Below are 22,356 nucleotides of genomic sequence, written 5' to 3'. Positions count from 1 at the left end.
CTATAAGATAACGGTCCACTTTAAATTACGACTAACTTCGCTCAATGAAAAAAAACTTAATTGCGTTGGCTATCATATCCACGGCTCTTTCCGGGTGTAATCACGATTCACTAAGCTATAGTGGTGGCCCTGATACGGCTCCTCCAACAGATATTGTACCACCAACGGACATTCTTCCTCCGACAGATATTGTTCCACCAACGGATATTCTTCCGCCGACTGACATTATTCCACCAACAGATATTATTCCCCCAACAACTTACATCGGTTCACTGTTGTCGAGCGGGGCGTTTGTTTCTGGAGATGTGTACTGTGACGGCATTCATCTTGAAAACGGAACGTTCAGTGTAAAACAAGGCGTGAGTTTTAGTTGTACCTTGGGTCACCTTACTTTAGGTGATTTCACGGCTCCTTTCCCCGAAGTCACAGAAAGCACGATTTCAAATGATGCGCTTCATGCGGCATTTGAGTTGACAGAATTACATGGAGACAACGTTACCAAGGTACTCGAATCAATTGATGTTTGTGAGACTGAAAGTGCTATCTGTCTAAAAGAGCTGGATGCTTTTGATATTGAGGATGTGTTCTCGCAGCTTGATGATCAAGATGCTGTCGATGCGTACTTTTCATCGAAAGAAGAGGAGTCTACAGATGAAGTAGGTAAGGCTCCTAGTTCACACGTAGACACAACTGTTGTTCCTGCGGTTGACCCTAATGCGGACAATAACCTTAACGCTGGTTTTGTTTCTGCAGACGCAGAGTCTACCTATGCTTATAAGCCAAGTGTTGAAGGTAAGGTGTTAACTCGCAGTAAGCTTACAGACGCTAATGGTACGCCGATTTCTGGGATCAGTTTCTTTTCGGCTAACGCGACGGGCGTGACGGATGAAGAGGGAGTCTTTGAGTACCTGTGGGGCGACAGAATCGTTTTTGGTATTGATACGTTTGAGTTTGGCTCCATTACGGGTAATCAGGTTGCTTATAAATTGTCTGATGTGACCAATAATGTGGTTGAGAAAGCGAATATCCAGTCATTACTAGAGCGCTATGCGGTTGATCATGTAAGTTATTATGAGATATCTGAAGAAGTCCAAGATACCTTTTCAAATTACCCTAACGTTATAAATGAGTTGATCAACCTAACTCTGCCAAATGGGGGGCTGATAGAGGGTACAGACTTCGAACTTCCTAATGAGTTTGTTGGTCAGTTTAGCCAAGGGTTAACGGCAGTCATTGATGAGCAGCTGCGCCAAACGCCTCAGTTTATGGATTATGTTCGTCAACCTGCCGTTTTATCTATGAATTCTGGTCAGTATGTAACAGAGTCTCTGCAGCAAATCTTCCACAACGTCACCAAATTCCATGTCTTCAATGACAATGGTAGCTTTTACGGTGCGACGGGGTATACCCGTGGTATGCGAGCTCTGAACATATCGAACAGAGCATTCCCTGTGGTGATGCCAAGAACTGATAAAAACCGTGAGCTTTACTTTGGTGAGCAACAGGCTTGGACTCGTGAAGGTAAGCCTTACATCGCACAACACCCAAGCATCTCGATGCCTCCGATTCCTTTAGTCTCTGAAGACAACGCGACTTATGGTTTCCCATTCGTTACTGCAGGCGAGATAGGCAAAGGTAAGGTCGTGTTCATGGGCAATGGCTTATATCCAAGTATTCTGTCATGCCCAGAGAATTATTGGGCTAATCGCACATTACATATCGACAGCAACAAACAACAGTGCACTGTTTCGACGTTTGAAAACCTACTACATGATGACCAAGGCAGCATGAGGTTGTTTTTCTCGAACTTGTTTGAGTGGTTCAATAATGGTTTGCCTATTGCTGGGATGAATGCAGTGACCAATATTGACCAAGCCTATTCGGCTTATCACCACTCCACAATGGGTAAGCAGTACACGTTTTTTGTTAGTCCTCAGTATGGTTTTGCGTCAGTAGAAAAGCGTGGTTCAGGTGACTTTGATGATTTGGATGCGAGTAATACGCCGATTTTGATCCTTCAGGCATACCCACCTAAGTTGGTTCAAGATGGCATGACTAACCAGTTTGTTGCTGACTTGGATAACCCGAACTTAAACCAAGACGATATTACGGCTCTTATTAACTATGTTAATGACGGTGGCAATATCTTGTTTATGGATGCGATTCAAACGACTAATCCTGAACCTGTTGGACGCTTGGCAGATGCCGTAGGTGTATCTCTTGGTGGTGAAAACGTTACCCCGACAAACCAAGCTTTCTGCGGTAGCTCTTATTACTGCCAAGCACCTTATCCTAATCTTCACGTGAAGAGTCAAAAGGAAATGGTGGTTCTTGAGCGTTTTCAAGATAACCAAGGAGAGCCTCCATTCACGGTAAATCAAGATGGTACGGTTGAGTGGATCAAAGATGAGTCCAAGATTAAGTTTGAGATCCCGACTTATGAGGTTACTAAGTTAGACGCTGAAGGGAAGCCAGTGCTTGATGCGTCTGGTGTAACAGTAATGGAGAAAAAATCCGCACGTATCTTTGTTGAATCGGCAGAAGAGCGTGAAGCGGCGATCAAAGAACTGCAATCTGCATTTGTTGGAACTGATCTTTGTACAAACGATTATGAATATGAATTTAACTGTATTGAGACTCGTTCTGGAGACGGTGTTACTGTTCGTGGTGCTTATCATCGCGCAGACTTTGATCGCTATGAAGTAAGTGAAGCTGTTGTTGGTAGCATGGTTAAAGCGGCGAACTTGGGCACTAACTTTACGGCGCTTTATGAGCATGAAATTTACTATAGAACAAAAGGTACTCAAGGTAAGCGTCTGTCTAACAGCGAATTGAATCAAGCGTTTGATAACCTGTCTGTTTGGATGTGGAATGACAACGCATACCATTTTGAAACAGAAATACAAGATGAGTTGGGGTTCAAGCAGGCTGTTCAGTTCCTTAACTGTTATACCGAAGACTTACATCAAACAGACACAATGGATGCACAGTGTCCTGTTGACCTAAAAGCGTCGTTAGTCGCTAATGGAATGATTCATGGCGAAGGTGAGTTATCTGGGCAGTTGAATCCTAGCTATCCATTAAATTACATGGAGAAACCTCTGACTCGTATTATGTTGGGGCGCTCATTCTGGGATCATGAAATCGTTGTTGATACCACAATGTATCCGGGTCGAACTTCGGGGGCATCTTCGTCAAGTACGGTAATGGTTCAGACCAACGGTAAAGCGGTGACGTATTCGGCAGGAAACAATCAATCGACAGGTCTGTGGGCACCTCAATTACAAGAAGTAACCATTCAAGATGGCGTGGCAGCTACGATTACTGTGATGATCGCGGATGATCTTACAGGTAAGCCGAATCACGAAACGAGTTTGAAACGCCCTCCACGTATGCAAACCAGCTTTGACTACAATGGTTCGAGCTTAACTTTCAAGGTTCCGTATGGTGGCCTTATTTACATTCAACCGAAAGTAAAAGAGCTTGGTGAAGTCTCGTTTAGCATTGATGGCGCGTTAAAAGCGGCTTGGTGGAAAGAGGGACAGTGGATTAACACTATTCAATCGGCAGACGCACCAATTGCAGAAATCGATACGGGTTCATTTATTTACACTACACCAATCAGGAATCTAGAATCCGCTGATTTGAACCAATTCGCAACAGATATGAATCGATTCGCTGAAGCGGCAAGTGACTTCTACGGGCGTGATGAGAAACAAAGCACTGGTTTACACCGTAGGTTCACTTATCCAGAACTGAATGCGTTCCGCCATCGTTTTGTGAATGACGTGCAGATTTCGATTGGCGCTGCTCACTCTGGCTACCCAGTGATGAATTCAAGCTTTAACGCAAATCGGACATACATTCCAACCAACCCTGTGAACGATTGGTTGTTGTGGCATGAAGTTGGTCACAACTTAGCATCAGCTCCTTTCCTTGCGGCTGGTAGTACAGAAGTGACCAATAACCTTCTTGCGTTGTATATGCAGGAGTTAGAGGGGCGCAATGCAAACCCTGAAATGGATCGTATTAAATCGGATATTAAGAAAGCACCTAAATGGCTAGAGCTTAATAATGAACATGCGTGGTCACATGGTGATGCAGGTTTACGATTAGTTATGTTTGGTCAGCTAAAAATCTGGGCAAAATCGAACTTTGCAATTGATGATTGGTATACACGCGGCGCAAGCCAATCTGATGTGTATGGTGAAGATGAAGGCTGGAACATGTTCAAACTTATGCACCGTAAAGCTCGAGGTGATAGAGAAGGCGACTCGAATACGAACTATTGTAGTGCTAGCGAGACTGGGCTTTCTGGTGGAGACCTAATGATGGTGTGCGCTTCTTATGTTTCAAACTATGACTTAAGTGACTTCTTTGAAGTTTGGAACGTGGGCGAAACGTCCATGACTAATGCTGATGGCACGAAGTCTTATAGTGGCGGAATTAGCTCTAAAGGTCTTAGTGCGGTTGAACAATTAAAACTAGAGAAACCAAACAACAGTCCTTTGAATGTTGATTCAATTTACTAACGCTAATTATTGCTAAAGCATTTTATAGCTTAAAAACAAACGCCACACTGAAACTACGTGTGGCGTTTTTGTTGGAATGCTCTAGAAATTTCAGCTAGATCAGTCTTCTACATGATGTTTAATACTTCGGCTGCCATTGGTTGACTGTCCTTGCTAGAGAAAGCAGGTTAAAATGTTCGCATCATAATTCTAAAGGATGGTGCCATGTACCACGGTCATATCTATTTCCCTCTGCGATTTGCAGAGCAAGCAGAAACACTGCGTCAGAAAATTTTAGCGGAACGTAAAGATGTATTAGAGGTTTTCCCATTAATACAGCGTTTGGTTGGTCCACATAAGATGCCAATGTTTGAGATTCACTTTGCGAACAAAGAGTCGGGCATTGTTGAATGGCTTGAGCAAGAACGCGGTGATATGTCGGTGCTTATTCACCCTGTAACTGGCGGTGAAGAAACTTTGGATCACACAGTACGAGCGATCTGGCTTGGTCGTGAATTGGGTGTCTTTGAAGAAACGCTTACTAGCTAATCAAATATACCAATATTGCACTTAACTCATTCCGACCGGAAAATACATGAACAATAAAAAGGCTCCTCAAATGAGGAGCCTTTGTTTTAAGGAGCCGTTTTACCAAGAAACCGGTTATCAAGAGCCTCTGGTTATCGGGCTGAACCGTTAACCAGAGTAGGGGGATTAAGCCTCTGCAGTTACTTTAGAGTCGCTCATTTTTTTAAGAGCAGCGTAACCAAAACCTGTTACTGCTGTACCCGCTGCAATCGCCACTAGGTACATCAGAACTGGAGAGATAGCGCCAGGAATCAGTAGTACGAATAGACCGCCGTGTGGAGCCATTAGCTGAGCACCAAACATCATTGATAGAGCACCAGTTAGTGCGCCACCTGCCATACAAGCTGGGATAACACGCATTGGATCTTTCGCTGCGAAAGGAATCGCACCTTCAGAGATGAAACATAGGCCAAGAACGAATGATGCTTTACCCGCTTCACGCTCGCCCGCTTCAAACTTGTCTTTCACTAAGAAAGTCGCAAGACCCATACCTAGAGCTGGAACCATACCTGCTGCCATGATAGCTGCCATTGGTGCGTAAGTTTGCGAAGCCAGTAGACCAACACCGAATGTGTAAGCCGCTTTGTTTACCGGACCACCAAGGTCGAAACACATCATTGCGCCTAGAATCACACCCAGAAGAATCGCATTAGACGTTCCCATGTTGTTTAGGAAAGTTGTCATCGCGCTCATCACGCCAGAAACAGGGCCACCCACGATGTAAACCATCACAAGACCAGTGAACAAACTCGCGATAAACGGAATGATCAAGATTGGCTTGAGGGCTTCCATGGATTGTGGAAGTTGAACCTTGTCGGCAATGAATTTCGCTGCGTAACCTGCAATGAAACCCGCTGCGATACCACCTAGGAAGCCTGCGCCTGTTGAGCTAGCCAGCATACCGCCGATTAGACCTGGAGCCAGACCCGGACGGTCAGCAATTGAGAATGCAATGAAACCAGCAAGAACAGGAATCATCAGTGCGAATGCGGAGCCACCACCGATAGTCATCAGTGCTGCAGCCAGTGTGCCTTCTTCTTTAAACGCTTCGATACCGAATACGAAAGAGAGTGCGATGATCAAACCACCCGCAACCACTACTGGAAGCATGTGCGATACACCTGTCATTAGGTGCTTGTATACGCCTTTCTTCTCGTCAGCAGGCGCTGAATTTGAAGATGCTGTGTGTTGGTATGGTTTAGCTTCTGCGAATGCTTTTTCCATCTCTTGCTTTGTTTTCTTCAAAGCAGGGCTTGTCGTTGTTTTGTATAGCGCTTTGCCGTTAAAACGATCCAGAGGAACGTCGATGTCTGCTGCGATGATAACTAGATCAGCGTCTGCGATTTCTTGGTCTGTCAGTTGGTTTTTCGCACCTACAGAGCCGCGAGTTTCCACTTTGATTTGGTGACCTAGGCGTTTGCCTTCTGCTTCAAGCGCTTCAGCTGCCATAAAGGTGTGTGCAACACCAGTTGGGCAAGCGGTAATCGCTACGATCTTCTTGCTGCCTGTGCTTGCTGTTGTAGAAGAGTTTGGAGAGGTACCGGTCACTTCAACAGTGCTTTCAGCTTGAGAAGCGTCTAGTACTGTTGCTTCTACTACCGCTTTCTCTAGAAATGCTTTTGCATCCGCAGTGCATTCCGAGATAGCTGCTTGGTACACTTTCTTGCCGACAAAGCGCGCTTTATCAACGTTGGTGTTGGCTGCGATAACCACAACGTCGCTGCTGTCGATAGCGTCTTGCGATACAGTTGAGTCAGGTAACACGCTTGATTGACATTCAATAACGGCGTTCCAACCCAGTGCTTTTGTCGCTTGCTCTAACAAGCCTGCTGCGATGATGCTGTTTGCTACGCCACTAGGGCAAGCTGTGATAATGGTAATATTCATAATAAACCTTTTGTCCTATTTGCTTGTGTCTAACTGGCTAGTTGGAGCACTAAGCGACTGTAATTGGATATTTTGTAGTACTGAATCCAGCTCTTGTTGGCTGGTGATGCCCACGCCTACCTGTGAAACTGCTAGAGCAGATAGGGCGGTTGCGAATTTAATAAGTTCTGGTTTTGGCATCTGTTGCATGTGACCCCAACATAGACCAGCAACCAATGTGTCACCTGCGCCTACCGTGCTTACTACTTGCATGCGCGGTGGTTGAGCATGTAACCATTCACCTTGGTTAAGCCACATCACGCCTTCAGCGCCAAGTGATACCACGATGTTCTCGATGCCTTTTTCACTTAGGGCTTGGCCCGCGTGTTGGCATTGGTCACGAGTTGTCAGCTCTGCATTGAACAGCTGAGACAGCTCTTCATCGTTTGGTTTGATCAACCATGGTTGTGCATTGATACCGGCTTTAAGTGCGTCACGGCTGCTATCAAATAGAACCTTCTTACCTAAATCGTGTAAGCGTTGAACCCAAGAAGCGCAAAGCTCAGGAGAGATACCTTGTGGCAAGCTGCCTGCAATCACGAAGTAATCGTGCGTTTCAGCAAGTTCTAATAGGGTTTCTTCGAACGCTTTAATCGCGTCAGCATCAACAGGAACACCTGGGAAGTTGATGTCGCTTACTTGGCCTGAGTTTTCAACCAGTTTTACGTTGATGCGAGTTGCGCCATCAACACGGATGAAGCGGTCAGTTGCGCCCATCTGTTCAAACAGTTGGCAGAACGCTTCTTCGTTATTGCGACCAAGGAAACCTGTTACGGTCACTTTCGCGCCAAGCTCTGAAAGAACTTTTGCGACGTTTACGCCTTTGCCCGCTGCATGCAGAGAGCCTTTGTTTACTAGGCTAACTGAACCTACATTTAGTGCGTCGATAGCACCTGTCAGGTCTAGGGCAGGGTTTAGCGTTACGGTAACGGCTTTGATTTGTTTATCAGACATATCGACTCCTTAACCTTCGCCAAGGCCTGAAGCGATAGCCTTGCCAATCGATTCAAGTGCTTGTGCTGCATCGTCACCTTCAGCAACAAACTGAAGCTGGTGGCCGTGTTTAACGCCAAGTGCGATGACTTTCATCAAGCTCTTCGCGTTCACTTCTTTTCCGTCGCCATCTAGGTTTGAAACGCGGATTGTTGATTCGAATTTCTTCGCTTCAGCAACCAACATTGCACCTGGACGAGCGTGTAGGCCGTGTGCGTTTTTGATTTTGAAGACTGCGCAGTTGTCGTCGTCTTGAGACGCTGTAGAAACCGCTTCACCTTTTAGAAGGCCAATCACTTGCGCTGCGTCAGCGGCTAACAGTTGTTGCTGTTTACCTTCAAAAACCATCTTGCTTAGGTTTGCCAGAATAGATTGGTGCGCGCTGTTACAAGCGGCGAATGCTACCAATGCTTTAACTGGTGTGCCTTCGTATTCACAATGGTTCGCTGTTGAAACGAAAGATACGCCAGTGCGAGTTACACCTTTGTCGCTGCCCAACAACCACAGGCCTTGGCCTAGGTGAGTTGGTGTTTTCGTTACTAGGTCAGCAACGAATGCGTTGTCTGTGCAACCTGTGTTCTTAAGTAGACCGCCCGCAACTGCAGACATTTGAATCATGTCGCTTGCAGGGAACAGTAGCTGAACTAAAGAAGCGTCTAGGTCGGCTTCAAGCTGAACTTCGCCGTTAAGTAGAGCGATGATTTCGTCTTCTGATTTCGCTTGCTTTAATTTCTCTTCAACACCGTCAGCTGCCAGAACTTTGGTCAGTTGCTTAAGGATGCCTAAGTGCTCGTCAGATTTAGCTGCAATACCAATTGCTACGTAAACACGGTTGCCGTCTGCCCAATCAATACCTTCAGGGAAGTGGTGTACCGCAACGCCTGTCTCTTTCACTAGGCCACGAGTATCCGTCGTTCCGTGAGGAATCGCGATGCCGTTACCTAGGAACGTAGAGTTCTGGTTTTCACGGTTCAGCATTCCTTCAACGTAACCAGAGTCAACTAAACCTTTAGCTGTCAGGTCGCCAGCAATGTTTTGGATTGCTTTGAATTTGTCTTCGGCAGTTTGGCCTAGAGTGATGTCAGATTTTGATAATTTAAGCATGGTGCCTCTTTAGCGTATCGCTTGAGAATTTGTGTATCGCTACGATTCAGTCTAGAGCAAGGTTTATGGAGCTTAACTCTTTGCTTGCTCTTTTTTATCCTGGCTGAATCGGTTCAGCATTCAGTGTAAAAAAATTCAGCAAAGCCGATTTTGGTTTTCAAAATAGTTTTGCTGCGTGTCGTAATTTCAGTTTCGTTAATAACGAGAAGTTGAATCACAACAAATGACGCTCAATCCATACAAAAGGATGATTGAAGTCACTTTTCAGATTTTGCTGAATCCTTTCAGCTTTTATACTGAATCGATTCAGCATATAATTCAACTAATCCGAGGATCAGATCATTGGTTATATGATCCTACGCACAAAATACAGGTCACCCATATGACACTTGATGAAATTGCTAAATTGGCTGGAGTATCGAAAACCACGGCCAGTTATGTCATCAACGGCAAGGCGCAGAAATACAGAATCAGTGAAAAGACTCAGCAGAAAGTCATGGCGGTTGTGGAAGAGTATAACTACCGACCAGACCATGCTGCTTCGTCGCTGCGTGCTGGTAATAGCCGTTCATTTGGTTTGATTATTCCTGATCTGGAAAACAGCAGTTATGCGCGTTTAGCAAAACTGATAGAGCAGAACTCACGTAAAGTGGGCTATCAGATTTTGATTGGCTGTTCAGATGATGACGCTGAAACCGAACGTAAAGTTGCGGAAGCGCTTGTTAGCCGTCGTATCGATGCCTTGCTGGTGGCGAGCTCAATGCCAGACGCCAATGAGTTCTACTTGAAGTTGCAAAACTCAGGCACACCCGTTATTGCGATTGACCGTCCTTTAGATGATGAGCATTTTGCCTGTGTGATCAGTGAAGATTTCGAGGCTGCGTTTGAACTGACCCACTCGATTCTTGATGACAGTATTCATAGTGTTGGTTTGATTGGTGCACTGCCTGATCTGAACATTTCACGTGAACGTCAGTTGGGTTTTGAAGCGGCGAATAAAGCACATACTCAACAAACAAGGCTAACAGACAACAAGCCGATGGTTGTCGGTTATGGCGAGCACTTTGACCGAGAATCAGGACGTGAGATTTTTGAGGGTTGGATTGCCAAAGGCACGGTGCCCGATGCGATTGTCACTATGTCTTACACCTTGTTAGAAGGTGTGTTGGATGTGATGGTCGAAAAGCCAGAACTGATCAGCCAAGTAAAGCTGGCAACCTTTGGTGATAACCGTTTATTGGATTTCTTACCTTTTAAAGTCCATTCACTGCCACAACAATTCGAAGTGATTGCCGATAGTGCTTTTGCTTTGGCTTTGAACGCGTCAGCGAAACGTTACCAAGCTGGCATTGAGCTAGTGCCAAGAAGCTTAGTAAAACGAGGCTAGCTCGAATTTTACAGTTAGCTAGAAGCCTCGCGTTTAACTCGAACCTGTAATTAATTTGAACTCAGCAATAAGCCCATTTCCACAATGGCAACAATGCCGAGCAACAAGGCCAACACTTTCCAAAACTGGATCGGGTTTCGGTTTATCAAAGGTTGCTTGGCTTTGCTTTTCACCAAGCTTTGGTTTGGTGTGTAAAGGTCTGCCACAAAATCCCCTAACACTTGATGACGTTCGCTTGGCGATTCCGCGCAGGCTTTTTGTAACACTAAATCCACCCAACTTGGTAAGTCCGCTCGTTTCTGAGTTATGGGTTGGTATTCCCATTGATGGTGGCGAGATTGTTTAAGCGATTGGGCAGTCATTTCAGAGTAGGGCAATGCACCGGTTAGCATCTCATAGCCGATCACAGCGATAGAGAACAAATCCGAACTGGTGGTGGCCGTGTTGTGCTTGATGGTCTCTGGCGCTATGTAATTGACCGCGCCTAATGGTGTGTCGTCTTTGTCGGTGAGCTCTCCCTCTTCAAGGCCTCTCACTAACACCGCACCAAGGTCGATGATTTTTACCTCACCATCACGTTGAATCATGATGTTTTCCGGTTTTAAGTCTCGGTGCACCATGTCTGCACGTTGTAATACTCGAATGCCTTGTGTGATTTTTTCTAGTATGTCGCGCACTTCATTGAGTGACGGCTTTGGATTGTCGTACATCCATTGTCTTAGGGTGATACCTTCTACCCATTCGCAGATTTGATATAAGAATTGCGAGTTCTCTGGCGTCGGGTAAACCTTCATTACTCTCTTATTTTTCAGCAAGATCCCCGCCCATTGTTCATTAAAGAAAGCTCTGAGTTGAGAAGGGCTATCGTGATATTGAACAGAAGGGACTTTCAGCACGAACTCGGTCTGTGTCTCTTTCTGCATCACACGATACACATGGCTTCTAGATCCTGCATACAACACCTCAAGCACCATGAAGTTGTCGATACTTTGGCCGAGCTTTAAAGCGGGTGGGATAGCACGTTTAGCCAACTTTTCATGGAATTCAATCAGCGAAGGTTTTGGCAGATGGCTGACTTGCACAATCAAGCAGCTCACGTTGTCTGAGCTATTGTGGCTTAAAGCGGTGTTACAGATGCTTTGTGCTGCGTATTCGAAATCCGCTCCGGGTTTGTCGATGTGTTCCTTGAAAGTGTTGGGAGAGACAAACTCGTGCACGCCGTCAGATGTCAGGATAAAGCAGTCGTTTTTCTTGATAGGAAGGGTTTGATAGTCAACGTTGAGTTGGTTGTCCATGCCCAAGGCGCGTGTTAGATAATGCTTTTGCCCCATATTTTTACGGGTGTGATCGCGCGTTAGCTGGCGTAATTCTCCATCTCTTAGTAAGTAAATGCGACTGTCGCCCACGTGGAAGATATGTGCGGTGTTCGATTTTAATATCACGCTGCTGAACGTCGAAACGAGGGCATTGTGGTTCACTTGTTGTGCGGGATGAATATTAGAAACAGACGTGTTGAAGAGCCAAGAATTGAGGGACGTTAAGACCGTTTGCGCCGAACGTTGGATGCTCCAGCTTTGGGGAGTTGCGTAATAGTCGTCGATAAACTGCATCACGCTGGTGTGACTGGCTTTCTGGCCATGTTCACTGCAACTTGCGCCGTCTGCTATGCAGGCAACACTACCTTTCAACTCTTGCTCTACGCGAGTTTTGGGGTGTTTTACAATGATGGCGTCTTGGTTTTCATCACGTACGCCTTGATTCGAATAACCACCAAACTTAAGCGTTAACTGGTTGTTGGATTCTGGCGTGATGACTTGCCCTTGGCTGAATGAAATTGTCATAACTGGTCTTCTTCTTAACTGCTCTTCTTCCCGCTTCCTTGACAGAACATCCTAGGAAGAACAAAAGCCCTAGTGAACTTAGAGCCTTTGAACGAAGCACCTAGCATTGATGTATCCGCTAAGGTGCTTCTCCCGATTCAATAATATCAATGCTTCCTAGCTTGAAACATTAATCAGCGTGACACTGCCATCGTCGTTTACTTCGGCGATTTGACCGTTAGGCTCTTCCATGAACAGTAGAGTTACAAAGCCAAGTACCGCTGTTGCAGCAATCACTAAGAAGAATGTTTGGTAGCTCACGAATGACAACACAGTTAGGTAAACTACCGCACCCACGTTACCGTAAGCGCCCGTCATACCTGCAATTTGACCTGTCATACGACGCTTGATTAGAGGAACCGTTGCGAATACCGCACCTTCACCCGCTTGCACGAAGAAAGAACACGCCATCGCCGCAACAACCGCTAGCCATACAGGCCATGTGCTGTCGACTTGACCCATTGCGAAGTAACCCACAGCAAGACCAATCGTTAGAATAAGCAGTGTTGGTTTACGACCGAATTTATCTGAAATCCAACCACCACCTGGGCGAGACATTAGGTTCATAAAGGCATAAGCCGATGCAACCATACCTGCAAGAACCGGTGTTAATTCAAAGGTTTCAGAGAAGAACAGTGGCAGCATAGAAACCACAGCCAGTTCAGAACCAAATGTTGCGAAGTACAATACGTTAAGTACCGCTACTTGCTTGAACTTGTACTGGTGAATCTCAGGCACTTCTTCTTTAAATACGTTCTTGTTTACTTTCCAAACTTGCGACACTTCGTACACGTAAAGTGCTGCTAAACCTGCATACACAGAGTAAACCGCCATGTCAGACAACATGTTGATGTTGCTTGGTGATAGCTTCCAAGTCAGTAGCGCTAAAGCGGCATACATAGGGATCTTCATAATAAGTAGGAAGAAAAAGTCACCCTTTGATGTCACTTCCATTGCTGTTACTTGAGCAGGCTTGAAGTAAGTCGAACCTTTTGGTGTATCTGACACGTTTTTGTAGAAGATAAACGAGAACGCTAAGCTCATTACGCCGGTAATACCGACCGCATAACGCCAGCCGTCTTCACCACCAAACGCTAGAGCGAGAGTTGGAAGTGTGAACGCCGCTGCTGCTGAACCGAAGTTACCCCAGCCGCCGTAAATACCTTCTGCAGTACCCAGTTCGTTGTGTGGGAACCATTCAGACACAAGACGAATACCGACAACGAAACCTGCACCAATGAAGCCCAGTAGGAAACGAGCGATTGCTGCTTGAATGAAAGAGTCTGCCAGAGCAAACATGAAACAAGGGATAGAACAGACCGCGAGTAGCGAAGAGTAAACCAACCTTGGGCCGTATCTATCGGTTAGCATGCCTATTGCGACACGTGCCGGAATGGTCAATGCAACGTTGAGGATCAGGAGGGTTTTGATCTCTTCAGTAGAAAGACCAAGCGTAGTTTTTACCATTTGCAGTAGTGGGGCAAAGTTGAACCACACAACAAAGGTAATGAAAAAGGCCATCCAGCTTAGGTGTAATACCTTCATCTTACCCGTAAATGAAAGCAGCGAAAATTTAGTGTTATCCATGGTTTAAATCCTTTAAATCTGGAAAATTACCCGGTTTGTGCACCTGCGTTACTTCCGAACTTAGAACGCTTTTAATGTGCATAAACCCTGTGCCGAAATTGCGCACGCCAATAAGCGTTTGCATGATGGTGTCGGCGGTTTAGTTAACTGGCGATAGCAAGTGGTGCGAGAACTTGAACTTGTTCTCCTTGCTTGCGAACTTCAAATTTCACGAGCTTGAGCTCAGGCTGTTCAAGACATTCGCCAGTTTCTAAGTGGTAATGCTGCTTGTATAAGGGTGAGGCCACGTAAGGTTCTCCGCTTAATGAACCAATTATACCACGTGACATCACATTCGCCTTGCCGATAGGGTCGTAATTAGAGAGCCCATAAAGCGTGTCGCTGCGCTTGCAGTAAAAAATAGCCACTTGGTTATCGTCTACTTTGGCGCAAATTCCCCCGTTTGGGGTTAGATCGCTGGTGCTGCATACGGTTGTCCAATTTTCCATGACTTTCTCCTAGTCTAAAATTGAGTTTTTATTTTTTTATTGATGAACCTGATGAACCTGATGAAATTTATGAAACCTCAGTCACTTCGATTTGGTCTGCTTTAGCGAGCTTTTCATCGCGTTTTGAATCGGAAGAAGAGCTCAAGCTCGGCTTAGGAAAACGCTGCTCTCGTTCTTTGATGAATGACAGGCTAGTGTCCATTTCTTCGCTGTTGATGTAGTGCTGGAAGCGTTTCATCTTTTCAGGGTTTTCGATGGTGGTTTTCCACTCACACTGGTATTTTTCGATGTTGAGGGCGATATCGGCCTCAAGTTCTTCAGCAACGTTGAGCTTGTCTTCAATCACGACTTGCTTGAGGTATTCGATGCCGCCTTCAAGGTTCTCCATCCATACCGATGTACGCTGTAAGCGGTCTGCGGTACGTGTGTAGAACATCAAAACGCGGTCGATGTATTTAAGGAGTGTGGTTTCATCAAGGTCGGTAGCGAAAAGGTCACCATGGCGAGGGCGCATACCGCCGTTACCACAGATGTAGAGGTTCCAACCTTTGTCGGTGGCGATAATGCCAAAATCTTTTGATTGGGCTTCTGCACATTCACGAGTACAGCCTGAAACCGCAAACTTGATCTTGTGTGGTGAACGCAGGCCTTTGTAGCGGTTCTCAAGTCGAATCGCTAAGCCAACACTGTCGTCGACACCGTATCGACACCAAGTGCTACCGACACAAGATTTCACGGTACGAACCGATTTACCGTAGGCGTGGCCCGTTTCAAAACCTGCATCAATCAGCTTTTTCCAGATGATAGGCAGTTCGTTAAGCTGTGCGCCAAACAAGTCGACACGCTGACCGCCCGTGATTTTGGTGTACAGGTCGAACTCTTTAGCGACTTCGCCTAAAACAATCAATTTATCTGGAGTGATTTCACCGCCAGCAATACGCGGAACTACCGAGTAAGTGCCGTCTTTTTGCATGTTGCCAAGGTAGATGTCATTGGTGTCTTGAAGCTCGATATGTTGATCTTCCAGGATGTAATCGTTCCAGTACGAAGCCAGAATCGAACCGACAGCCGGTTTACACACAGTACAGCCCAATCCGTTGCCGTGAGAATCTAACAGCTCGTCGAAGGTCTTGATTTTGTTGACGCGAATGATGTCGGTAAGCTCTTGGCGAGAATAAGCAAAGTGCTCACAGATATCGTTAGAGACTTCCACACCTAGGTTACTTAGCTCGCTATCGAGAACCTGTTTCGCAAGGGCAGAACAACCGCCACAACCTGTTGAAGCATTCGTGGTTTCTTTCAATGCAGCCATCGTGGTGCAGCCAGCTGAAACGGCCTCTTTAATATCGCCTTTGGTCACATCAAAACATGAACAGATCACAGCGCTATCAGGCAGAGCTTCAACACCCATTGCCGAACCTGAATCATCGGCCACGTTAGGTAAAATTAGCACTGATGGGTTTTCAGGAAGGGGCATATCATTTTGCTTGATTTGCAGTAGCGAACCGTAGGCTTCTGCATCACCGACCAATACTGCGCCGACAATCTTTGTGCCGTCAGCCGAAATGATCAGGCGCTTATAAACTTGTTCTATTTCATCGTTGTAGGTATACGATTGAGCACCTTCTGTCTTGCCGTGCACTTCACCAATACTGGCAACATCGACGCCAAGCAGTTTGAGTTTGGTGCTCATGTCTGCGCCCGTAAATGCAGCGTCGTCAGTACCGTCAGAGACAATATGCGAAGCCGCGATTTTTGCCATCGAATAACCGGGAGCCACTAAGCCGAAGATCTTGTTATCCCAAAGGGCACATTCTCCAATGGCGTAAACGTTGTCGATATTGGTTTGACAGTGATTGTTGATCACAATACCGCCACGCTCGCCAATCTCGACATCAGAGCTTCTTGCTAGCTCATCTTGAGGGCGAATACCGGCAGAGAATACGATCATATCGGTTTCTAAGTGGGTGCCGTCTGCGAAGTTCATGCGGTAGCGAGCGTTTTCTCCGTCGACTATTTCAGAGGTCGCTTTCTCGGTATGAACTTGCACACCAAGGTCTTCAATCTTTCTGCGCAGTAGGGCGCCGCCACCGTCATCTAACTGAACGGCCATCAGGCGTGGAGCAAATTCAACCACATGGGTTTCTAAGCCAAGGTTTTTGACTGCGTTTGCGGCCTCTAAGCCAAGCAGACCACCACCAATCACCACGCCAGATTTGCTGCCTTTGCTTGAAAGCTCGATGGCGTCTAAGTCTTCGATGGTGCGATAAACGTGACAGTGTTCTTGGTCGTTACCGGGAATAGGGGGAACAAAAGGGAAAGAGCCCGTCGCCAAGATTAGCTTGTCGTAACTTTCAACGTGACCACTTTCAGTGATGACTTGTTGATTGGCGGTGTCTAGCTTGGCAACCTTCTGATTCAACAAGTAGTTCACGCCGTTGCTTTGGTAATATTCTTCACTGGTCAATGACAGGTCATCAGCGCTTTTACCATTAAAGTAAGCCGTTAGCTGAACACGGTCGTAGGCCAGCCTTGGCTCTTCACTAAAAGTAATCACATCAAACTCATCACTGTCTGATTGCAGGATGTTGTCGATAAATTTGTGTCCAACCATGCCGTTACCAACAACGACGATTTTCTTCTTGCTCATAATCCATTCCTTATTCTCGGCGTCACCATCACTAGCATCTAATTTCTAGTCGTTAGCAGATGAATACCGGGTTGAGATTCCACTCAATTCATAATCATCAAGAAAAACAAAAATGTTTTTTCTAAGTCTTGGTTTTTAGTGGAGCAAGGAGGATGCCAGATTACGGTTCGTTCATTTAAATAAAAATTAACTTATAATTTTCAGTGGTTTAAAAAATAGAGGTAGCACGCAATTACCCCTAAAGTGGTATGTAAAATTTTTGTTAGATTTATATAAATGAGCGTTTGTGGTGCAACTTTCAGCAAGATGGTGCAAAAACTAAGTTTCTATCTTGGTTAAGTTCTAATTGGTTCATTGCTGATATTTGTGTTTTTATTAAGTTGTTGTTTTTAAATTAAATTACTTACTATTCATCAACTGCTATTAAGTGGCGTGTTATTTGCTTGTTTTCACTTATTACAATTATGGATAATTGAGCGAGAAACGGATGACCGATTCAAACAACGGCTGGATAAAATCGACCTGTGCTTATTGTGGTGTAGGGTGTGGAATAGAAGCGAGACCGACATCGCTAGGAAAACTAGAAGTACGTGGTGATAAAGATCATCCATCAAACTATGGAAAGCTATGTACTAAAGGGATCGCGCTCGGCGACACCGTCACGCCTTTGGGTCGTCTTACACAGCCTGCTTATATTCAGAATGAGCAAAAACAAGAGCTAGATTGGAACAGTGCCACTCAGTTGGTCGCAGACAAATTCAATCAAACGATCGAAGAATTTGGGGCCGATTCGGTTGCGTTCTATGTGTCTGGTCAGCTGCTTACCGAAGACTATTATGTTGCCAATAAACTGATGAAAGGCTTCATCGGCAGTGGCAACATCGACAGTAACTCTAGGTTGTGTATGGCTTCAACCGTGGTCGGGCATAAGCGAGCATTTGGCGCAGACACAGTACCGGTATGCTACGAAGATCTCGAGCAAGCCGATCTAGTCGTGATTACAGGTTCCAACCTAGCATGGTGTCATCCGGTACTTTTCCAAAGATTAAGAGCCGCAAAACAAGCCAACCCTGCATTGAAAGTCATCGTCATCGACCCGCGTTATACCGACACCTGTGAAATTGCTGATATACACTTGGCATTGGAATCAGGCTCAGACGTCGCGTTGTTCAATGGTTTATTGGGTTACCTCGATGATAACGACAAGCTAGATACAGACTACATAGAAAACCACACTCAAGGCTTTACTGAATCGATTCGATCTGCGACTCACTACCGTTATACAGAGTCAGGTTATACCGAATCAGGCTGGGGCGACAAAAGCGTTCCTGAGCTCACAGGGTTAACAGAGCAGCAGCTGAAACAGTTCTACAGTTTGTTTGCATCGAACGAGAAGGTGCTAACCATTTACTCCCAAGGCGTGAACCAATCGACACAAGGGTGCGACAAGGTAAACGCCATTATTAACTGCCATTTAGCCACCGGGAAAATCGGTAAACCGGGCATGGGGCCATTTTCTGTAACGGGCCAGCCGAACGCGATGGGTGGGCGAGAAGTGGGCGGTTTAGCCAATACCTTAGCGGCGCACTTTGAATTTGGTGACCCGCAATCACACCAGACCGTCAGCGAGTTCTGGCAAACCGACAGCTTAGCCACACATGCGGGTTTAAAAGCGATTGACCTGTTTGATGCCATGAATGAAGGCAAAATCAAAGCCGTGTGGATCATGGCAACCAACCCAGTTGTGAGCCTGCCTGACAGCGAAAAAATCAAAGCGGCATTAGAGAAGTGCCCATTTGTGGTGGTATCTGACTGCATTGCCGATACGGAAACCACTCGCTTGGCTGATGTAGTGCTACCCGCGCAAGGGTGGAGCGAAAAGTCGGGCACCGTGACTAACTCTGAACGCCGAATTTCACGCCAGCGCCGCGTGTTACCAAGCCCAGGGGAAGCCAAACCGGATTGGTGGATCTTGAAAGAAGTGGCGCAAAAAATGGGATTCAAAGAGCAGTTTGAGTTCCGTCACGAAGGTGAGATCTTCAAAGAGTATTGCGAGATGACAGCGCTCGGCAATGAAACGGGCAAAGCGCGTGATTTGTGCTTAATTGGATTAACCAAACTGGATGAAAAAGGCTATGGCGAACTCACTCCACAGCAATGGCCAGTGTTAGAGTATCAACCAGAGATCATTGAGCAACGCATGTTCACCAATGGCGAGTTCTTTACTGAATCAGGCAAAGCGCAGTTTATTGCAGTTGAGCACGACAAACCGATTGCCGATACCAGCCTTGAATTCCCGCTTATCATGAACACAGGTCGAATCAGAGACCAATGGCACACCATGAGCCGCACAGGTTTGGCGGCAGGCTTAGGTGAACACACCCCAGAACCGTTTGTTGCCATGCATCCAGATACGGTTGCAGAGCTTGGCTTAGATGAATTTGGGCTAGATGCTTTCAACCACGCCACTATTAATCCAGTGGTGAAAGTACGCAGCGCACAAGGGGAGTGCCAAGCCCGCTTAGTAGTGACCAAAGAGATGCGCCGCGAACAAGTCTTCATGCCTATCCACTGGAACGCACCCACCGCCAAAGACAGCAAACCATGCGACCTAATCTTGCCTCATACCGATGCCGCATCAGGTCAGCCAGAATTTAAACATACCCCAGTGATGGTTGAACCGTGTGGCTATCGCAGCGAAGCCGCACTGGTCAGTGACAAGGTGATGGATTGCAGCGGCTTTGATTACTGGGTTCGCCAAAGAGTGGAGGGCGGTTTTCTGTATCGAATATCTTCCTCTAAGAACCCAATGGAGTTGGTGATTCAGCTTGCTAATACCCTCGATGCCTTGCCAGAACCTGACGCAGAAGCGATTAAATCACTCCATTACCACGGCAATAAATCATTCAAGAACTACGGCTCTGCCAAGCTGGGTCAATCTGGTGTAAAGCAAGCATTCGTGGTGAACAGTAAGCTCGACCATCAAAGCATCGATTGGCTGGTGGAATGCTTAACCCGAGAAGCCGATGAAGAGTTCGAAGCCGAGTTTTTGAGTACTATGGCGAAGTAGTGACTACCTCTCACTTATCCATACCTATAGCAAAAACGCCGACAGTCATGTCGGCGTTTTTGTTTGAGAATACAACTTCCAAGATACAACCTTTATAGCCTGAACTGCGGTTTACTCTCACATTGGGGAGTTTTCTGCATTTTTCAGAAACTATATGAAAAATTTCTGCTTTTCGTCATGTTTGATACAAAGATAAGTAGGTAAGATAATGTTATTAAATGAGTTATTAGACTAAGTGTAGTGTGTCTTGGAAACTAGACAGAATTGTTTCAGGGACAAAATATAGAATTATTCTGTCTAATATAGCTGTTATGCATATAGAGGGAGATATAGCATGTCTGTTTCATTTTTAGATAGTAATATTTATAAGTACGGTAAAACTAAAGATCTAGAGAGGACGTTAAAAAACCTGACTTTAGGCTTTTCTAAATTGGAAGTATTGAATGACCCTTTCGAGGCTGCGTACAACTATGTGCATCATTTTAGTTCTGAAGAGCGATGCCAAAACTATGGTGGTAATAATTGCAATAGTGATGAAGCTAATTTCGTTAAGTCTATAAAAAAATCTGTTAATAACCAACTAAAAAACTATGTAGTTACATGTTTCACAAGGACACCAAATGAGCCTTTGATGTGGGCTCATTATGCAGAAGATCATACAGGTGTTTGCTACTGTTTTGATGAAACAAAACTATTCAAAAACCGAGAGTATAGAAAAAATGATATTCAATACTCGAGCCAACGAGCAAAGTTATATTACTTTGAGGGTAGTACGACTATTGCTCAACTGAAAAGTCATCTAGGTGACATAATTTGCTCTAAATCTGATGCATGGTCTTATGAAAAGGAGCTTAGATATTATACTGAAACAAAAAATCAGGCTCATGAATATGAACCTAATTCCTTGGTGGCTATAATTCTCGGCTATCGGATGAGCTATGAGAATATCATGGCGGCTAGAGGTTTGGTCGAAAAATATAATGCGGAAAACAATGAAAAGGTCGCCATATATTATTCAAGAATGTCTGGGGGGTTATATGAGATGGTAGTAGAAGAATCACTTCTGACTAACGAAGTCACCCTTTTTGCACTCAATCCCCAAGACAACGAGATTTAATCGTAAATAGAAACATATATGCAACAAAGCATTTAAGAGTGATTCGCAACGCTTGGCAGTTTCGCTTCGCTCAAGTATAGCCAAGCGCCGCTCACACCTTAATGCGGCTACATGGATTCCCCCGGTTGTCAAACATCCGCTAAACTTATGTTGATGGGTTTTGGACTGCCGCTCTACATTCGGCCTACTTATCGACGATTCGCATCCGTCGTGGCCCTGATGACTTGCGCGACTGCGGTGCCTTATTCGTTAGATGACATCTAGTGTGTCCGCCGCATTAACAGGCTCTCCGCAAGTGGTCTTAACCTATCTCCATCATTAGCGTCTGCAATGACCCGGTGGGTTTAACTCTCTATGCTGCTTAGGTTTCTACTTAAGCAGCATAGTTTTCATATTCGGTTTGATTGTGTAAAAGCGACCATATAATTCGTGCGTTCTTTGCGGCAAGTGCCACTATCGCTCGGTTCATTCCTCTTCGTTCTAGAACGCCTCGACACCACTGACTTAGCTTATCTTGCTTGTCGCCAAGGTTGGCAATGACTGTCCTTGCGCCATGAACTAATAGTGTTCGTAAGTATTTATCACCGTGTTTGGTTATCCGACCTAAGCGAGGCTTTCCTCCCGTCGAATATTGCTTTGGTACTAGTCCTAGCCAAGCAGAGAAATCACGGCTTTTATCAAATTGAGAACCATTGCCTATCGAAGCAAGTATCGCAGTAGCGGTTTGCGGCCCAATACCTCGAACTTTCATCACTCGTTGAACATTAGCGCTGACCTTAGCAAAAGAGTCGAAGACTTGTTCAGTATCGGCGATACGTTGATTCAACTCTCCAAGGTGGTGATAAGCATCGGCAATCCCCGTTCTTGCGAGATGTGGCAGTTCATTTTCTGCATCTTCAAGCATTAAGGGAACGTGTTTCATCAATGAAGAGCGACCAACGGGAATGATCAACCCGAACTCAGAAAGTAGGGCGCGCATGCGATTCATAAGCGCGGTGCGTTCACGAACCCAATGCTCTCTCATTCTATGTACCGATCATAGACAGGATCTTAAG

Annotated in this window: 12 protein-coding genes and 1 pseudogene; 5 read left to right on the top strand and 8 right to left on the bottom strand. The window is 45.6% G+C overall.

The features are described from left to right. The first annotated feature begins 44 nt into the window (after positions 1-44). Complete coding sequence (locus AB4558_RS18955) at positions 45-4,532, top strand: SslE/AcfD family lipoprotein zinc metalloprotease (protein WP_372158998.1); 4,488 nt, start codon at positions 45-47, stop codon at positions 4,530-4,532. A gap of 204 nt (positions 4,533-4,736) precedes the next feature. Further along, entirely contained in the window at positions 4,737-5,060 is a 324-nt protein-coding gene (locus AB4558_RS18950; RefSeq protein ID WP_017060873.1) for a DOPA 4,5-dioxygenase family protein, read from the top strand. A 165-nt stretch (positions 5,061-5,225) separates the two neighbouring features. On the opposite strand, the gene fruA is transcribed toward AB4558_RS18950, so the two are convergent. The 3 genes from fruA to fruB are packed head-to-tail and all read right to left on the bottom strand — an operon-like array spanning position 5,226 to position 9,122. Further along, positions 5,226-6,986 (bottom strand): PTS fructose transporter subunit IIBC, encoded by a 1,761-nt coding sequence (gene fruA, locus AB4558_RS18945; RefSeq protein ID WP_136982144.1) that lies wholly within the window; start codon positions 6,984-6,986, stop codon positions 5,226-5,228. 15 nt (positions 6,987-7,001) lie between these two features. After that, entirely contained in the window at positions 7,002-7,979 is a 978-nt protein-coding gene (pfkB, locus tag AB4558_RS18940) for a 1-phosphofructokinase (protein WP_017090852.1), read from the bottom strand. A gap of 9 nt (positions 7,980-7,988) precedes the next feature. Further along, positions 7,989-9,122 (bottom strand): fused PTS fructose transporter subunit IIA/HPr protein, encoded by a 1,134-nt coding sequence (gene fruB, locus AB4558_RS18935; protein ID WP_050712439.1) that lies wholly within the window; start codon positions 9,120-9,122, stop codon positions 7,989-7,991. 382 nt (positions 9,123-9,504) lie between these two features. On the opposite strand from fruB, the gene cra reads away from it, so the two are divergent. Continuing rightward, entirely contained in the window at positions 9,505-10,509 is a 1,005-nt protein-coding gene (cra, locus tag AB4558_RS18930) for a catabolite repressor/activator (protein ID WP_102428344.1), read from the top strand. 50 nt (positions 10,510-10,559) lie between these two features. Here cra and AB4558_RS18925 read toward each other — a convergent pair whose 3' ends face one another. The 4 genes from AB4558_RS18925 to nirB all read right to left on the bottom strand — a co-directional run bounded on the left by AB4558_RS18925 (position 10,560) and on the right by nirB (position 17,114). Next, a complete protein-coding gene (locus AB4558_RS18925) occupies positions 10,560-12,350 on the bottom strand; it encodes a protein kinase domain-containing protein (protein WP_372158997.1) in 1,791 nt (596 codons plus the stop codon). A 156-nt stretch (positions 12,351-12,506) separates the two neighbouring features. Further along, positions 12,507-13,976, bottom strand: coding sequence for a NarK family nitrate/nitrite MFS transporter (locus tag AB4558_RS18920; protein ID WP_017060867.1), 1,470 nt, complete (start codon positions 13,974-13,976; stop codon positions 12,507-12,509). Positions 13,977-14,119: 143 nt separating this feature from the next. Next, a complete protein-coding gene (gene nirD / locus AB4558_RS18915) occupies positions 14,120-14,464 on the bottom strand; it encodes a nitrite reductase small subunit NirD (protein WP_012600889.1) in 345 nt (114 codons plus the stop codon). Between the two features lie 67 nt (positions 14,465-14,531). Continuing rightward, positions 14,532-17,114 carry a nitrite reductase large subunit NirB gene (gene nirB / locus AB4558_RS18910; RefSeq protein ID WP_372158996.1) on the bottom strand — a complete coding sequence of 861 codons (2,583 nt, stop codon included), beginning with the start codon at positions 17,112-17,114 and terminating at the stop codon, positions 14,532-14,534. A 472-nt stretch (positions 17,115-17,586) separates the two neighbouring features. Between nirB and AB4558_RS18905 the strand changes: the two genes are divergently transcribed. Together AB4558_RS18905 and AB4558_RS18900 are read left to right on the top strand one after the other, a co-directional pair. Continuing rightward, positions 17,587-20,184 (top strand): molybdopterin oxidoreductase family protein, encoded by a 2,598-nt coding sequence (locus AB4558_RS18905; RefSeq protein ID WP_372158995.1) that lies wholly within the window; start codon positions 17,587-17,589, stop codon positions 20,182-20,184. Between the two features lie 334 nt (positions 20,185-20,518). Further along, entirely contained in the window at positions 20,519-21,301 is a 783-nt protein-coding gene (locus AB4558_RS18900) for a DUF2971 domain-containing protein (protein ID WP_372158994.1), read from the top strand. A gap of 373 nt (positions 21,302-21,674) precedes the next feature. On the opposite strand, the pseudogene AB4558_RS18895 reads toward AB4558_RS18900, so the two are convergent. Then, positions 21,675-22,337: pseudogene (locus AB4558_RS18895) on the bottom strand (IS110 family transposase); the annotation flags it as partial. Positions 22,338-22,356: the final 19 nt, after the last annotated feature.

Source organism: Vibrio sp. 10N.222.51.C5 (assembly GCF_041474575.1).
GTDB lineage: Bacteria > Pseudomonadota > Gammaproteobacteria > Enterobacterales > Vibrionaceae > Vibrio > Vibrio crassostreae_C.
The sequence above is the reverse complement of the archived record's forward strand: the minus strand, read 5'-3'. Positions and strand labels throughout refer to the sequence as shown.

Coding starts and splice junctions, on each gene's coding strand:
- pfkB (WP_017090852.1), bottom strand. CDS start 7,979: ATGTCTGATAAACAAATCAAAGCCGTTACCGTAACGCTAAACCCTGCC.
- cra (WP_102428344.1), top strand. CDS start 9,505: ATGACACTTGATGAAATTGCTAAATTGGCTGGAGTATCGAAAACCACG.
- fruA (WP_136982144.1), bottom strand. CDS start 6,986: ATGAATATTACCATTATCACAGCTTGCCCTAGTGGCGTAGCAAACAGC.
- AB4558_RS18950 (WP_017060873.1), top strand. CDS start 4,737: ATGTACCACGGTCATATCTATTTCCCTCTGCGATTTGCAGAGCAAGCA.
- fruB (WP_050712439.1), bottom strand. CDS start 9,122: ATGCTTAAATTATCAAAATCTGACATCACTCTAGGCCAAACTGCCGAA.
- AB4558_RS18925 (WP_372158997.1), bottom strand. CDS start 12,350: ATGACAATTTCATTCAGCCAAGGGCAAGTCATCACGCCAGAATCCAAC.
- AB4558_RS18900 (WP_372158994.1), top strand. CDS start 20,519: ATGTCTGTTTCATTTTTAGATAGTAATATTTATAAGTACGGTAAAACT.
- AB4558_RS18920 (WP_017060867.1), bottom strand. CDS start 13,976: ATGGATAACACTAAATTTTCGCTGCTTTCATTTACGGGTAAGATGAAG.
- AB4558_RS18955 (WP_372158998.1), top strand. CDS start 45: ATGAAAAAAAACTTAATTGCGTTGGCTATCATATCCACGGCTCTTTCC.
- nirD (WP_012600889.1), bottom strand. CDS start 14,464: ATGGAAAATTGGACAACCGTATGCAGCACCAGCGATCTAACCCCAAAC.
- nirB (WP_372158996.1), bottom strand. CDS start 17,114: ATGAGCAAGAAGAAAATCGTCGTTGTTGGTAACGGCATGGTTGGACAC.